The following is a 12,167-nucleotide window of genomic DNA, read 5'->3' as shown; positions in this document are numbered from 1 at the left end:
ACGCGGCGCCGGGGTTTTTGGAATGATGATTGAGATTCAGGGCCGCCCTGCCCATGTCGCGGCGATCCGCGAAAGGGCGGAGGCCGAAATGCGGGAAATGGGCGTCGACGCGGCCGTCATCGACAGGCTGGTCGAGACTTTCTACGCCCGCGTGCTTGCGCATCCCGATCTCGGCCCGGTGTTCGACGCCAGGCTGTCTGGCCGTTGGCCGGCGCATATGGCGAAGATGAAGAGCTTTTGGTCGGCGGTCGCCTTCCGTAGCGGCGCCTATGGCGGCAAGCCGGTGCAGGCGCATACCGGTGTCCAGAACCTGACGCTTGACCTCTTTCCGAAGTGGCTGTCGCTGTTTGCCGCGACGCTCGACGATATCGCCCCAACGCCGGAGGCCAAGGCCTGGTTCATGGCGACGGCGGAGCGGATCGCCAAGAGCCTGACGCTCTCGCTGTTCTACAATCCCGCCCTCGACGATCCGACCAAGAAGACGGGCTGATCCCTACTGCTTTGCGGAGAAGGTGGCGCCGGCGCTTGCGGCGACTACCAGGGCCGTTCCGGCCATCTGCAGAAGGGTCAGGGGCTGCGCCAGAATGGCAAAGCCTGCAAGCGCCGCAATGGCCGGCTCCAGACTCATCAGAATGCCGAAGGAGGTCGTCGGCATGCGCCGCAAAGCAATCAGCTCCAGCGTGTAGGGCAGTAGCGGCACGAGAATGGCAAGGCCTGCCATTTCGATCAGGCCGTAGCTATCGAGCGCCGGCACGGCGCCTGAGAAGCCGAAAGGTGTGGCGACCAGAGCGGCGACCATGAGCGACATGGAAAGCCCTTCCAACCCCTTGAAGCTTGCGCCGATCCTCTTCGTGAGCACGATATAGATCGCCCAGCCGGTTCCCGCGCCGCAGGCGAAAAGAATGCCCTGGATATTCCCAACCCAGCCTTCACCGTCATGGGCAAGAGCCAGAACGCCGAGCGCGGCAATGAGCGGCCAGACGAGACGGCGGCTGAGGCCATAACCGATGGTCGCCACCGAAAGCGGGCCGAGAAAATCGATCGCCACGGCAAGACCGAGCGGTATGCGCTCGATCGCCGCGAAGAAACTCATGGTCATCAGCGCTGTCGTCGTGCCGAGAACCAGCGCGCTTGTCCATTGCTCCCGGCTATAGCTGAATATGCGCGGACGGACGGCGACGGCCAGAATGATGGCGGCAAAGGCAAGGCGCAGCCAGCTGGCGCCGGCTGGTCCATAGGTGGCGATAGCGGAGGAGGACAGCGCCGCGCCGAACTGGATTGAGGACATGGACATGAGGCACATCAGGGCACCCGCCGCCAGGCCGCCGGATGTTGCCGGCGCTTCGATGGCCAGCACGCCGGAACCGTCGTTCGTTCTGTCTTCCATGTGCGTCTCCGATTGAGCGCTCTTCATACGAAGGCGATTTGCGGCGGACAAATTCAAACTTCTGATCCGGGCAGCAAAAGACCTGATGCATCAGAGGCGGCCGGCAAGGATCACCTCTTCGGCGTCGTCGAAGCTCATTTCGAAGACCTTTTTGCCGATCTCGAAGCTGAAGCCGTTGCGGGCGAAGGCCGATAGCTCCTTGGCTTTTCGCTTGTCGTCGAGCTCGACCCGGCGGAAGGGACCGAAGGCGCGCTTGCGGGCAAATATCGCCGCGGCATAGAGATCGTCAGCCTCCTCAAGTGCCGTCTCGACCTTGTCGCTGGAGACACCCTTGGCTGTCAGTTTCCGGGCGATCGCGCGTTTCGATTTGCCGCCGCGCATGGCAGAGCGCGTGCTGATCTCGGCATAGGCGCTATCGTCGAGCACCTTGTTGTCATAGGCAAATTTGACGGCGAAATCGGCAACGGCCTTGAGTTGCGCCGCGCTGATATCCTCGAACTTCTCCCTGGCCTTGCGGGTGATGGCGTCGAAGAGCTGCTTTTCCGTCATCATCCGCCGCTCCAGGCGATAGATGGCGGAGTTGCGCGCCCAGCTCAGCATGCGGGGTGTCGGGATATCGGATGGAACGGTCTCGTCGGTCATATCAAGCAATCAGGCTTCCAGACCCTTGAGGACATTGGCAACGTTGAGCCCGATCTCCGGCACACCGTAACCGCCCTCCATGCAGGTCAGCACCGGCAGGCCGGCAGCGGCGATCATCGCCCCCATGCGGGTGAAATCGTCAGAGGTCAGGCTGAAAAAGGAGATCGGGTCGCGTTCGAAAGTATCGACGCCGAGCGCCACGACGATCGCCTCGGCGCCGAAGGCCTTGATGCGGGCGAGCGCATCGGCAAGGGCCGAAGACCAGACCTCCCAGGGCGTGCCCGGCGGCATCGGATAATTGCGGTTGGCGCCGGTGCCATCCCCCTCGCCTTCCTCGTCGGCATGGCCGAGGAAATAGGGAAAGGCCTGCATAGGATCGCCATGCAGCGAGGCAGTGAAGACATCGCCTCTGTGATAGAAGAGATCCTGCGTGCCGTTGCCATGGTGGAAATCGACGTCGAGCACGGCGACCTTTTTCGCGCCGCGGTCGAGCAGCCGCTGCGCCGCCACGCCCGAATTGTTGATGAAGCAATAGCCGCCGAAGAGATCGATGCCGGCATGGTGGCCGGGCGGGCGGCAGAGCGCGAAGGCGAAACGATGACCCTGCGTCAGCCAGTCGGCGCCTGACACCGCGCAGCGCATCGAGGCGATCGCCGCCTCATAAGAGCCCTTGGTGATCGAGGTGTCGGCGGCATTGGCATAATGGCCGATCGCGCCGACGATATTTTCGGGCACGCGCTGGCTGGTGCGGCGCACCGGGAAGGAATTGGCGATCGCCTCCCCTTCGAACCCGGCCGCCACCCAGCGGTCCCAGACGGTGGCGAGAAAATCGAGATAGGCGGGATCATGCACCTTCCCAGCCGTTTCCAGCCCGTGCGCACCGGGCGCGACGACATCGGCAAAGCCCGCCTCCTTCACCGCCGCGAGGATCCATTCGGCCCGGAACGGCGCCTCGAAGGGCGTCACCAGTTGACCGGCGTAAAGCTCGGTCCTGGCGTCGCGCAGCTTGTGGTCTTCGGAATAGATGACGCGCATTTCAGATCCTGCCGTTGGTTGAAGTCGAGATTTACACGGGTTGACCCCAGCAAAAAAGCCGCAGGAGGCATTGATCGCCGAGGCAGATAACGCCACCTTCACCAGTGTTTTCTGAACGAGGAAATTTCCCGCATGAAAGTGCTGATGGTCGATATCGACGGCGTGCTCATTCATGGCCGGCCGGCCGACGGCCTGCCGCACTTCACCTATCTCGAACGCGATCTCGGACTGCGCCTCGAGCTGCTGCAGCAGGAATTCTTCCAGACTTGCTGGGGCGATATCATTATCGGCCGCGAAGCGTTGGAGCCCGGGCTTGCCAAAGTGCTGGCAAAGATCGCGCCCCATCTCAGCGCCGCGACGCTGATGGAATACTGGTTCGAAAACGATCGCCGCCTCGATCTCGACTTGCTGAAAGAGCTTGCCGCGCTCCGGCAAAGCGGCATCACGCTTTTCCTGGCGACCAACCAGGAGCACCGGCGGGCGCGCTACCTGATGGAAGAGGCCGGCCTCGGCGCGCATTTCGACGGCATCCTCTACTCCGCAGCGCTCGGACACCGCAAACCTTCGCCTGAGTTTTTCCGGCTGGCGACCGAGCGGGCCGGGGCCCTGCCCGGCGAGATCGCCTTTATCGACGATATGGTGGAAAATATCGAAGCGGCGCGGCAGTTCGGCTGGAATGCGGCGCAATGGACGGCGGGCGCCAGGCTGCACGAGACGCTTTCCGCCTTCAGCCATCCGCGATAAGCCGTCTGGGATGAGCCGGGCCGGCGCAATCAGGCGAGCCGCTTATAGAACAGGGTGGTATCGCAGAAGCCGCCTTGCGGCCACAGCGCATAATCCGGGATGACACCGACGCGCTGCCAGCCGAGGCGCGGATAGATCGCCTCGGCATCGCTGCCGGTTGCCGTATCAAGCACCAGCAAGGTCTTGCCACGCCTTGCCGCCTCGCGCTCGGCGGCATCCATCAGCAGCCGGGCAAGGCCACGCCCGCGGGCGGAGCGATGCACCAAGAGCTTCTTCAGATCGCCGCGATGCGGCTGGTTCGGCATCTGCGCGGCGCCTACCTGCACCGTGCCGACGATCTGACCGTCGAGTTCGGCGACCAGCAGCAGGTTCCCGCCGGAGGCGACCGCATCGGCGACATCGCGCCAATAGGGCACGGCATCCTCAGACCCGTAAGGTTGCATGAAGCCGACGGAAGCGCCGCCCGCGACGCAATCGGCAAGCACCTGCGCCAGCGCCGGAATGGCGGCGCGCGCCTCCTCGGCAGAAAGGGTACGAATGTCGGCCATGCTGTTCTCCTGAAATGAAGCTGTTAGCGGCCGCCGCGATCGAGCACGACGCAATAGCGCGCCGGGGCATGGCCGGGATTGTGGAAGACATGGCCCTCGCCGACGGGCATGAAGAGACAATCGCCGGGGCGCAGTCGATAGACCACCTCCCCCGCCGTCATCTCCAGCTCGCCGTCGAACAGCCAGACATGCTGGGTCATGCCATGGGCGCTGGCATGCGGGGGGAAGCTGACGCGGGCGCCGGCCGGAAATTCGACTTCGACGATGTCGACATCGGAGGCGGTGCCCGGAGCCGACACAGACCTTCTGAGATAACCGGTCTCCGGGTCGCGCCAGACCTGCTGCTCCTGCCGGCGGGCAAGCGGCGAGGCCTGCTGCCCTTCCTCCGCGAAGAAGGCCGAGAGCGACAGGCCGAGGGCGGCGCAAATTCTGGCCAGCAGCGAGGCGGTCGGGCTCGCCTCCGCCCGCTCGATGCGCGAAATCATCGCCCGGCTGACGCCGGAAAACGCGGCAAGATCCTCCAGCGTCAAGCCCTTTTCCAGCCGCAGCTTGCGGATGCGGATGCCGATTGCCTGTTCCAGTTGGTCTTCCATCTCTAGATCCATGATTCCACTATAAGAGAAATACATGATCCGATGATGGAATCAACTCTCTTCAGGCGGTCGGCGCTGACCTTGCTTTCGCCACAGCCTCGCCGATATATGGCAGCGCAATCCAGATGGGAGAAAACGATGGACGCCAGCACGCAGAGCACCGAACTGACGGCAAGCTTCACGGCCGCCGCCTGGGACAGGATCGCGCCCGTTATGGCCAAAATCGAGGTCTTGCCGCTTCTTACCCGCCTGTCCGACGGCACGCTACCGCCGGAGGTTTTCCGGCACTACATTCTGCAGGATGCGCTCTACCTGAAGCATTATGCGCGCTGCCTGGCGATCGTCGCGGCCAAGGCGCCCGACAATGCGCAGGTGCTGCGCTTCCTCGGTTCGGCGCAGAAGGCGATCACCGTCGAGCAGGGCCTGCATGCAGGCTTCCTCACCCAGTTCGGCATCACCTCCGCGGATGTGACATCAGCCGAACCCTCGCCTGCCTGCTTTGCCTATACCAACTTCCTGCTTGCCACCGCCTATCACCGCTCCTACGCGGTGGCGCTTTCTTCCATCCTTCCCTGCTTCTGGATCTACTGGCACGTCGGCGAGGCGATCAAGAACCGGCCGGCGATCGAGGGTAACGCCTTCCAGGCCTGGATCAACACCTATGGCGATCCGCAATTTGCCGCCGGTGCCCGCGAGGTGATCGCGCTGACCGACATTGCCGCCCGCGCCGCGTCACCGGTGGAGCGCGCCGAGATGAGCGATGTCTTCGTGCGCGCCTCGCAATATGAATGGATGTTCTGGGATTCAGCCTGGCGGCTGGAGACGTGGCCGGTCTGATCCGCGCCCGACCGGCCGACAAAATAGCGTAAACAGCGGGATAATTACCGCTTTGCGGCAGGGGGCGGCGCTGCTATATGGCGCGCATGAGCACCAATTCCACCACTCCGCTGTCCCATATCCGCAACTTTTCGATCGTGGCCCACATCGACCACGGCAAATCGACGCTGGCCGACCGGCTGATCCAGACGACGGGCGGCCTTGCCGAGCGCGAAATGTCCGAGCAGGTGCTCGACAATATGGATATCGAGCGCGAGCGCGGCATCACCATCAAGGCCCAGACCGTGCGCCTGCATTACCAGGCGAACAATGGCGAGAAATATATTCTCAACCTGATCGACACGCCCGGCCATGTCGACTTCGCCTACGAAGTCTCGCGGTCGCTATCGGCCTGCGAGGGCTCGCTGCTCGTCGTCGACGCCAGCCAGGGCGTCGAGGCGCAGACGCTCGCCAACGTCTACCAGGCGATCGACAACAACCACGAAATCGTCACCGTCCTCAACAAGATCGACCTGCCGGCCGCCGAACCCGACCGCATCAGGGAGCAGATCGAGGAAGTGATCGGCATCGACGCTTCGGAGGCCGTGCTGATTTCGGCCAAGACCGGTCTCGGCATTCCCGACGTGCTGGAGGCGATCGTTAACAAGCTGCCGGCGCCGAAGAGCCCCGGCGGCGAAAAAGCGCCGCTGAAGGCGCTGCTGGTCGACAGCTGGTACGACACCTATCTCGGCGTCATGGTTCTCGTGCGCATCATCGATGGCGTGCTGACCAAGGGTCAGACGATCCGCATGATGGGCACCGATGCGAAATACCAGGTGGAGCGCGTCGGCGTGCTGACGCCGAAGATGGTCAATATCGACAGCCTCGGCCCCGGCGAGATCGGTTTCATCACCGCCTCGATCAAGGAAGTGGCCGATACCCGCGTCGGCGATACGATCACTGAGGACAAGCGGCCGACCGCCCAGGCGCTGCCTGGCTTCAAGCCGGCGCAGCCGGTGGTGTTCTGCGGCCTGTTCCCGGTTGATGCCGCCGATTTCGAGGATTTGCGCGCCGCCATGGGCAAGCTTCGCCTCAACGACGCATCGTTTTCCTTCGAGATGGAATCGTCGGCCGCCCTCGGCTTCGGCTTCCGTTGCGGCTTCCTCGGCCTCCTGCATCTCGAAATCATCCAGGAGCGGCTGGAGCGCGAGTTCGACCTCGACCTCATCGCCACCGCACCCTCCGTCGTCTACAAGATGTTCATGACCGACGGCACGGAGCGCGAGCTGCACAACCCGGCCGACATGCCCGATGTCGTCAAGATCTCCGAAATCCACGAACCGTGGATCCGCGCGACGATCCTCACACCAGACGATTATCTCGGTGGCATTCTGAAGCTTTGCCAGGACCGCCGCGGCATCCAGATCGAACTCACCTATGTCGGCACGCGCGCGATGCTGACCTATGACTTGCCGCTCAATGAAGTCGTCTTCGATTTCTACGATCGGCTGAAGTCGATCTCGAAGGGCTACGCCTCCTTCGACTATACGCTGACCGACCACCGCGAGGGCAACCTGGTGAAGATGTCGATCCTCGTCAATGGCGAGCCGGTCGACGCGCTATCGATGATGGTGCACCGGACGGCGGCCGAAAAGCGCGGCCGCGACATGTGCGAAAAGCTCAAGGAGCTGATCCCGAAGCACATGTTCAAGATTCCGATCCAGGCGGCGATCGGCGGCAATGTCATCGCCCGCGAGACCATCTCGGCGTTGCGCAAGGACGTGACGGCGAAATGCTACGGCGGCGACGCCACCCGCAAGCGCAAGCTGCTCGACAAGCAGAAGGCTGGCAAGAAGCGCATGCGCCAGTTCGGCAAGGTCGAGATTCCGCAGGAAGCGTTTATTGCAGCGCTGAAGATGGGCGACGAGTAATGCTTCTCAATGGCATCTGATGCGCATATAGTGTGCGCATCAAGCCAAGGAGATCGTCATGGCGCAGCATGCGAGAAAAGCAGCGAACCTCTCTCTCGATGAAGGTCTCGTCTCGCAGGCGCGCGACCTCAAGATCAATATATCCAGGGCGGCGGAAGATGGAATCGCGAAAGCCATAAAGGCGGAACGCGAGCGGCTGTGGCGTATCGAGAATGCCGAGGCTATCGCCGCTTCCAATGCCTATGTCGAAAAGCACGGCCTGCCGTTTCAGAAATATCGCCAATTCTGATGGCACGGTTTCACGTCTACAATCTCGTGCATACCGATGCGCTTGCTCTCGATCTGCAGTCAGATCTGCATGGCGAGCTGACGACGCGGATCATGGCACCGATGCTTCCGCTGCAAGCTCTTCCCAAAATAATGCGCCAGCTCAATCCGCAATTTGTGATCAACGACGTGCCATACGTGATGGCGACCCAATTTGTCGGTGCGATTTCCATTAAAGAGATCGGCGTCGTCGCCGCGGATCTCACCTCCGACAGCGATCGTATCACCAGCGCCCTGGATTTTCTCTTCCAGGGCTTCTGAGCCGTCATCCCTTGCCCATATACTCCTTCACCAGCCCCTCATAAGCGTCCATTTCGGGCAGCGCCTCATAGCTGTGCACGGCGCCGGTCTCGGCAAAGGCCAGCTTCTCGCTCGTCCAGGTCTCGATGAAGGGGGTGAACCAGCTGGGATCGCCGAGCATGGTGACACGCAGGTTGACAAACCAGTCCATGCCTTCCGGACGGGTGAACATCCAGCTCATGCAATGCGGGCAGAAATAATGTTTCGTAACGCCGTGCAGGCCGCCGATGACGGGCTCGCCTTTCGTCACCTCGAAGCCTTCACTGGGGATGGCGGCGCTGAGCGAATAGGCGCTCGCGGTCATCCTCTGGCAGCCTGTGCAATGGCAGGCCATGGTCAGCAGCGGCGGCGCGCTGATCTTCAACCGCACCTGGCCGCAACGGCAGCCGCCTTCCATGGGTAGGGTTTGCGCTGTCATGATATTTCTCCCGTTTGCCGATGATCTAGCGGAATGATCGCCGCTGTCGAGGTGGCAAGGCCACGATGCGTAGCCTTGCCGAGCATGGTCAGGCGACCGCTTCGCGGCGGGAGCCGCCGCGGCCCCGCAGGCCTGTTGCCATGACCAGCGCGCCGAGGGCTGCAGCCGCCATCGGCACCAGAAGCGCCACACGTAGCGATTCCAGCCGGGCTTCGGGAGAGATTTCTTCGCCCAGAATATAGGCGCCGATGGCGCTGACGCCGGAAAGGCCGAGCGCGGCTCCGAACTGGATCGCGGTATTGACCAAGCCGCTGGCAAGCCCATGCTCGTCTTCGGCGATGCCGTCGGTCGCGACGATGGTCAACGGGCCATAGCCGAGCGCGAAGGCAAGGCCGAGCAGGAGCATCGACGGGAACATGGCAGCATAGGTCCAGTCGAAGCCCATGCGAGAGAATAGCGCATAACAGGCAAGCGCCAGCAGGAAACCGCCGAGAATGACGCAGACATTGCCGAAGCGGTCGACGAGCCGCGGCGTCAGGATCGGCGCAACCACCGCGTCGATGCCGATCGCCAGCAGCGCCAGGCTCGTCTGCATCGGCGTCCAGCCGAGCAGCTCCTGCAGATACAGGGAGGCGATGAACTGAAAGCCGAAAAAGGAGCCGGCAAACAGCAGGGCGCCGAGATTGGCGCGGATCAGGGCGCCCGAGCGCAGAATGCCGAGCCGCACCAAGGGGGCAGCCGAGGAGCGCTCGATCAGAATGAAGGCAAGCCAGAACAGCGCACTTGCCACAAAGACGGCGATCGTCCATTCCGCGCGCTCGCCAGGATGCTCGAGCCGGGTGACGCCGTAGGCGGCAAGCAGCATGGCGCCGGTCAGCGTCACTGCGCCAGATAGATCGAATTTTCCACGCGCGGTTCCCGCACCCCGGTCGACGATCAGCCGCGGGGCGACGGCAAGGAGGCTCGCCGCAAGCACCACCGGCGCGAAAAACACCCAGCGCCAGTCGATCGCGGCAAGCAGGCCGCCGGCGACAAGGCCGAGCGAGAAGCCGGCCGACGCCGTCGACGCATAGATCATTACCGCCCGGTTGCGCTGCGCTCCCTCGGGGAAATTGGCGGTGATGAGCGCCAGGCCGGCGGGCGTCATGAAGGCGGAAGCTGCACCGGTGACGAAGCGGGCAACGAGCAGCATCCAGCCCTCGCTCGCAAAACCACCGAGGCCGGAGAAGGCGAGGAAGACGGCGAGCGCCGTCAGGAAGACGCGCTTCCTGCCGAAGATATCGGCGGCGCGGCCGCCAAGCAGCATGAAGCCGGCATAACCGAGCACATAGGCGCTGACGACGGCGCTGAGCGTCGTTGTCGACAGGCCGAGATCGGCGCGGATCGCCGGCAGCGCGATATTGAGCATGGCGACATCGATGCCTTCGAGGAAGATCGCGCCACAGAGCACGATCAGTGCCCCGGCTGAGCGTGGGCTCATGCGTCCTTCTGATTTGGTCTGGGAAGATGGGGTGGACATGGATCCGTTCCTTCGGTTGACGAGCTGAAACAACGGGGATGAGGCGAGTTACTTTTCATGCCTCGGTTCCCTCTTGTAACCGAAGCCTAGTTAAGACATGATCCGGCACCATGGAAGAAGGCACTTCAAACTCACCGAGTGACATTTGCAGCACCGGCAAGAATTATGACGTCCTGCAATGGGATGCGCGCGAGGAATGCGAGGTCCGGCAGATCCTCGACCGGATCGCCGACAAATGGTCGCTGCTCGTCATTGCGCTGCTCGAAAAACGCACGCTTCGCTTCACGGAATTGAAGAGGAATATCGACGGCATCAGCCAGCGCATGCTGACGACGACGCTGCGGCACCTGGAGCGGGACGGTATCATCGAGCGCACCGTCTATCCGGTCGTGCCGCCGAAGGTCGATTACGCGTTGACGCCGCTCGGCTGCACGCTGCACGAAACGATCCGTTCGCTGGTGCTGTGGACCGAGCAGAACCAGGCCGGCATCATCGCCGCGCGGCAACGCTACGATGCGCGAGCCGACAGCGGCCTTTAGCCGGGCAACGAATGCTGGCGGGGGCTTTGGCCTGCATGCCGCGACAGATGAATTTGGGCGAAGCCTATCGAGCGCGCGCCGGGTTGCCGATCACGGTGGCGTTCGCCGGCACATCCCTGGTCACCACGGCGCCGGCGCCGACGATCGCACCATCGCCGATCGCGACGCCGCCGAGGATGATGGCGCCGCCGCCGATCCAGACGTCGCTGCCGAAAACGACCGGCCGAGCGATCTCGATGCCCCGGCTGCGAAGCGTCGGGTCCTTGTGATGTTCGGCGCAATAGATCCGCACGCCGGGGCCGAACATGGTGCGGTCGCCGATGGTCACCCGGCCGGAATCGAGGATGGTGCAGCCGGCATTGAAATAGACGCGCTCGCCGAGAGTGATGTTGATGCCGTAGGAGCAGTGAAACGGCGCTTCGATGAAGACATCGGGTGCCATGCCCGCAAAGAGCGCCCTCAGGGCTGGCGCCATGGCGCCGCGTTCGTCCGGCGGCAGCGTATTGTGGGCATGGACAGCCCGGCGCGCCTGCCGGCGCAAGAGATCGAGTTCGTCATCGAGGCAGCAATACCATTCGCCTGCCGCCATCTTCTCGCGTTCGCTTGCCGGCATGACCTCGCCTCTCACGCCGAGGCCTCTGACAGCATCTCGATCTCGTCTGCTTCGATCAGGCTGACCCAGGCGCGGGCGATGGCAAGGCCCGCGGCATCGGCGCCACGCCCATGTCTTGCCGCCAGTTCGGCATGGCTCTCCAGCCAGCCTGGCGCGATGCGCTCGATCGTATCGGGGAATTCGGCCTTCCATTGCGCGACGACCGCGGAATTGGCCTCGAAATGGAACTGGGTGCCATAGACGGCGCGGCCGATGCGGAAAGCCTGGTTCTCGGCGACAGGGCTTGTCGCCAGACGCACCGCGCCGGCGGGCAGGGAAAACGTATCGACATGCCATTCGAAGATGGTGAATTCGCCGCCAAGCGCCGACAGCAGCGGGTCGGCCTGGCCCTCCTCGGTGACGCCGATCCCGTGCCAGCCGAATTCGCGGGCGCTTCCTAGCAAATTGTCGCCGCCATAGGCGCGGGCGAGGATCTGGCTACCGAGGCAGATGCCGAGCACGGCCTTGCCGGCATCGCCGAAGCGGCGCGAAAGCCGGACGAGCTCCGGCAGATAGGGGTGCGTCTCGTCATCCAGCGCGCTCTGCTCGCCACCAAGAACGACAAGCGCGTCATGGCCGGATATATCCGGCGGCAGGACGCCGTCCTGCCACACCCGGAACCACTCGATCTCCGCTTCCGCCTCATGGAGTGCAGCGGCAAGCGCGCCGAGGCCGGTGTTCTTCATATTTTCGATGACTGCGACTCGCATGGGTTT

The 12,167-nt window shown here is 63.2% G+C and carries 16 protein-coding genes; 7 read left to right on the top strand and 9 right to left on the bottom strand.

Annotated features, from left to right (window positions below; translation table 11 throughout):
* The first annotated feature begins 22 nt into the window (after positions 1–22).
* Entirely contained in the window at positions 23–490 is a 468-nt protein-coding gene (locus HJB82_RS16295; RefSeq protein ID WP_221140671.1) for a group III truncated hemoglobin, read from the top strand.
* Between the two features lie 3 nt (positions 491–493).
* Here HJB82_RS16295 and HJB82_RS16290 read toward each other — a convergent pair whose 3' ends face one another.
* The 3 genes from HJB82_RS16290 to HJB82_RS16280 all read right to left on the bottom strand — a co-directional run bounded on the left by HJB82_RS16290 (position 494) and on the right by HJB82_RS16280 (position 3,064).
* The gene (locus tag HJB82_RS16290; RefSeq protein WP_221116657.1) at positions 494–1,387 is read right to left on the bottom strand and encodes a DMT family transporter; all 894 of its coding nucleotides are present in this window, start codon (positions 1,385–1,387) and stop codon (positions 494–496) included.
* A gap of 90 nt (positions 1,388–1,477) precedes the next feature.
* Positions 1,478–2,029 carry a recombination regulator RecX gene (gene recX, locus HJB82_RS16285; RefSeq protein ID WP_221140767.1) on the bottom strand — a complete coding sequence of 184 codons (552 nt, stop codon included), beginning with the start codon at positions 2,027–2,029 and terminating at the stop codon, positions 1,478–1,480.
* Between the two features lie 9 nt (positions 2,030–2,038).
* Positions 2,039–3,064 (bottom strand): histone deacetylase family protein, encoded by a 1,026-nt coding sequence (locus HJB82_RS16280; protein ID WP_207582533.1) that lies wholly within the window; start codon positions 3,062–3,064, stop codon positions 2,039–2,041.
* A gap of 132 nt (positions 3,065–3,196) precedes the next feature.
* On the opposite strand from HJB82_RS16280, the gene HJB82_RS16275 reads away from it, so the two are divergent.
* Complete coding sequence (locus tag HJB82_RS16275; protein ID WP_221140669.1) at positions 3,197–3,808, top strand: HAD-IA family hydrolase; 612 nt, start codon at positions 3,197–3,199, stop codon at positions 3,806–3,808.
* Between the two features lie 29 nt (positions 3,809–3,837).
* Here HJB82_RS16275 and HJB82_RS16270 read toward each other — a convergent pair whose 3' ends face one another.
* On the bottom strand, positions 3,838–4,356 hold the full coding sequence (locus HJB82_RS16270) for a GNAT family N-acetyltransferase (protein WP_207582531.1): 519 nt from the start codon (positions 4,354–4,356) through the stop codon (positions 3,838–3,840).
* A gap of 23 nt (positions 4,357–4,379) precedes the next feature.
* Positions 4,380–4,949 (bottom strand): XRE family transcriptional regulator, encoded by a 570-nt coding sequence (locus HJB82_RS16265; protein WP_221140667.1) that lies wholly within the window; start codon positions 4,947–4,949, stop codon positions 4,380–4,382.
* Positions 4,950–5,087: 138 nt separating this feature from the next.
* Here HJB82_RS16265 and tenA point away from each other — a divergent pair, with 138 nt between their 5' ends.
* From tenA to HJB82_RS16245, 4 genes are all read left to right on the top strand, one after another.
* Positions 5,088–5,786 (top strand): thiaminase II, encoded by a 699-nt coding sequence (tenA, locus tag HJB82_RS16260; RefSeq protein WP_207582529.1) that lies wholly within the window; start codon positions 5,088–5,090, stop codon positions 5,784–5,786.
* A gap of 77 nt (positions 5,787–5,863) precedes the next feature.
* Positions 5,864–7,696: a translation elongation factor 4 gene (lepA, locus tag HJB82_RS16255; protein ID WP_207582528.1), complete on the top strand. Its 1,833-nt coding sequence runs from the start codon at positions 5,864–5,866 to the stop codon at positions 7,694–7,696.
* A 58-nt stretch (positions 7,697–7,754) separates the two neighbouring features.
* Positions 7,755–7,985 (top strand): type II toxin-antitoxin system CcdA family antitoxin, encoded by a 231-nt coding sequence (locus HJB82_RS16250; RefSeq protein WP_088940105.1) that lies wholly within the window; start codon positions 7,755–7,757, stop codon positions 7,983–7,985.
* The gene (locus HJB82_RS16245; protein ID WP_207582526.1) at positions 7,985–8,284 is read left to right on the top strand and encodes a CcdB family protein; all 300 of its coding nucleotides are present in this window, start codon (positions 7,985–7,987) and stop codon (positions 8,282–8,284) included. Before HJB82_RS16250 ends, HJB82_RS16245 begins: the two co-directional genes overlap by 1 nt.
* Positions 8,285–8,288: 4 nt before the next feature.
* Here the strand turns inward: HJB82_RS16245 and HJB82_RS16240 are convergent, their stop codons facing one another.
* Together HJB82_RS16240 and HJB82_RS16235 are read right to left on the bottom strand one after the other, a co-directional pair.
* Positions 8,289–8,741 carry a GFA family protein gene (locus HJB82_RS16240; RefSeq protein ID WP_221116651.1) on the bottom strand — a complete coding sequence of 151 codons (453 nt, stop codon included), beginning with the start codon at positions 8,739–8,741 and terminating at the stop codon, positions 8,289–8,291.
* An 88-nt stretch (positions 8,742–8,829) separates the two neighbouring features.
* Entirely contained in the window at positions 8,830–10,221 is a 1,392-nt protein-coding gene (locus HJB82_RS16235; protein ID WP_246762706.1) for an MFS transporter, read from the bottom strand.
* A gap of 149 nt (positions 10,222–10,370) precedes the next feature.
* On the opposite strand from HJB82_RS16235, the gene HJB82_RS16230 reads away from it, so the two are divergent.
* Entirely contained in the window at positions 10,371–10,799 is a 429-nt protein-coding gene (locus tag HJB82_RS16230; RefSeq protein WP_207582523.1) for a helix-turn-helix domain-containing protein, read from the top strand.
* Between the two features lie 64 nt (positions 10,800–10,863).
* Here HJB82_RS16230 and HJB82_RS16225 read toward each other — a convergent pair whose 3' ends face one another.
* A complete protein-coding gene (locus tag HJB82_RS16225) occupies positions 10,864–11,412 on the bottom strand; it encodes a sugar O-acetyltransferase (protein ID WP_207582522.1) in 549 nt (182 codons plus the stop codon).
* An 11-nt stretch (positions 11,413–11,423) separates the two neighbouring features.
* Positions 11,424–12,161, bottom strand: coding sequence for a type 1 glutamine amidotransferase (locus HJB82_RS16220; RefSeq protein ID WP_207582521.1), 738 nt, complete (start codon positions 12,159–12,161; stop codon positions 11,424–11,426).
* Positions 12,162–12,167: the final 6 nt, after the last annotated feature.

The organism is Rhizobium sp. NZLR10 (assembly GCF_019685125.1).
Lineage (GTDB): Bacteria > Pseudomonadota > Alphaproteobacteria > Rhizobiales > Rhizobiaceae > Rhizobium.
The sequence above is the reverse complement of the archived record's forward strand: the minus strand, read 5'-3'. Positions and strand labels throughout refer to the sequence as shown.

Bases quoted from the DNA above. Each gene is read 5' to 3' on its own strand.
- HJB82_RS16220 (WP_207582521.1), bottom strand. From the start codon at position 12,161: ATGCGAGTCGCAGTCATCGAAAATATGAAGAACACCGGCCTCGGCGCG.
- tenA (WP_207582529.1), top strand. From the start codon at position 5,088: ATGGACGCCAGCACGCAGAGCACCGAACTGACGGCAAGCTTCACGGCC.
- HJB82_RS16265 (WP_221140667.1), bottom strand. From the start codon at position 4,949: ATGGAAGACCAACTGGAACAGGCAATCGGCATCCGCATCCGCAAGCTG.
- HJB82_RS16275 (WP_221140669.1), top strand. From the start codon at position 3,197: ATGAAAGTGCTGATGGTCGATATCGACGGCGTGCTCATTCATGGCCGG.
- HJB82_RS16270 (WP_207582531.1), bottom strand. From the start codon at position 4,356: ATGGCCGACATTCGTACCCTTTCTGCCGAGGAGGCGCGCGCCGCCATT.
- lepA (WP_207582528.1), top strand. From the start codon at position 5,864: ATGGCGCGCATGAGCACCAATTCCACCACTCCGCTGTCCCATATCCGC.
- HJB82_RS16240 (WP_221116651.1), bottom strand. From the start codon at position 8,741: ATGACAGCGCAAACCCTACCCATGGAAGGCGGCTGCCGTTGCGGCCAG.
- HJB82_RS16235 (WP_246762706.1), bottom strand. From the start codon at position 10,221: ATGAGCCCACGCTCAGCCGGGGCACTGATCGTGCTCTGTGGCGCGATC.
- recX (WP_221140767.1), bottom strand. From the start codon at position 2,029: ATGACCGACGAGACCGTTCCATCCGATATCCCGACACCCCGCATGCTG.
- HJB82_RS16225 (WP_207582522.1), bottom strand. From the start codon at position 11,412: ATGCCGGCAAGCGAACGCGAGAAGATGGCGGCAGGCGAATGGTATTGC.
- HJB82_RS16295 (WP_221140671.1), top strand. From the start codon at position 23: ATGATGATTGAGATTCAGGGCCGCCCTGCCCATGTCGCGGCGATCCGC.
- HJB82_RS16280 (WP_207582533.1), bottom strand. From the start codon at position 3,064: ATGCGCGTCATCTATTCCGAAGACCACAAGCTGCGCGACGCCAGGACC.
- HJB82_RS16290 (WP_221116657.1), bottom strand. From the start codon at position 1,387: ATGGAAGACAGAACGAACGACGGTTCCGGCGTGCTGGCCATCGAAGCG.
- HJB82_RS16250 (WP_088940105.1), top strand. From the start codon at position 7,755: ATGGCGCAGCATGCGAGAAAAGCAGCGAACCTCTCTCTCGATGAAGGT.
- HJB82_RS16230 (WP_207582523.1), top strand. From the start codon at position 10,371: ATGGAAGAAGGCACTTCAAACTCACCGAGTGACATTTGCAGCACCGGC.
- HJB82_RS16245 (WP_207582526.1), top strand. From the start codon at position 7,985: ATGGCACGGTTTCACGTCTACAATCTCGTGCATACCGATGCGCTTGCT.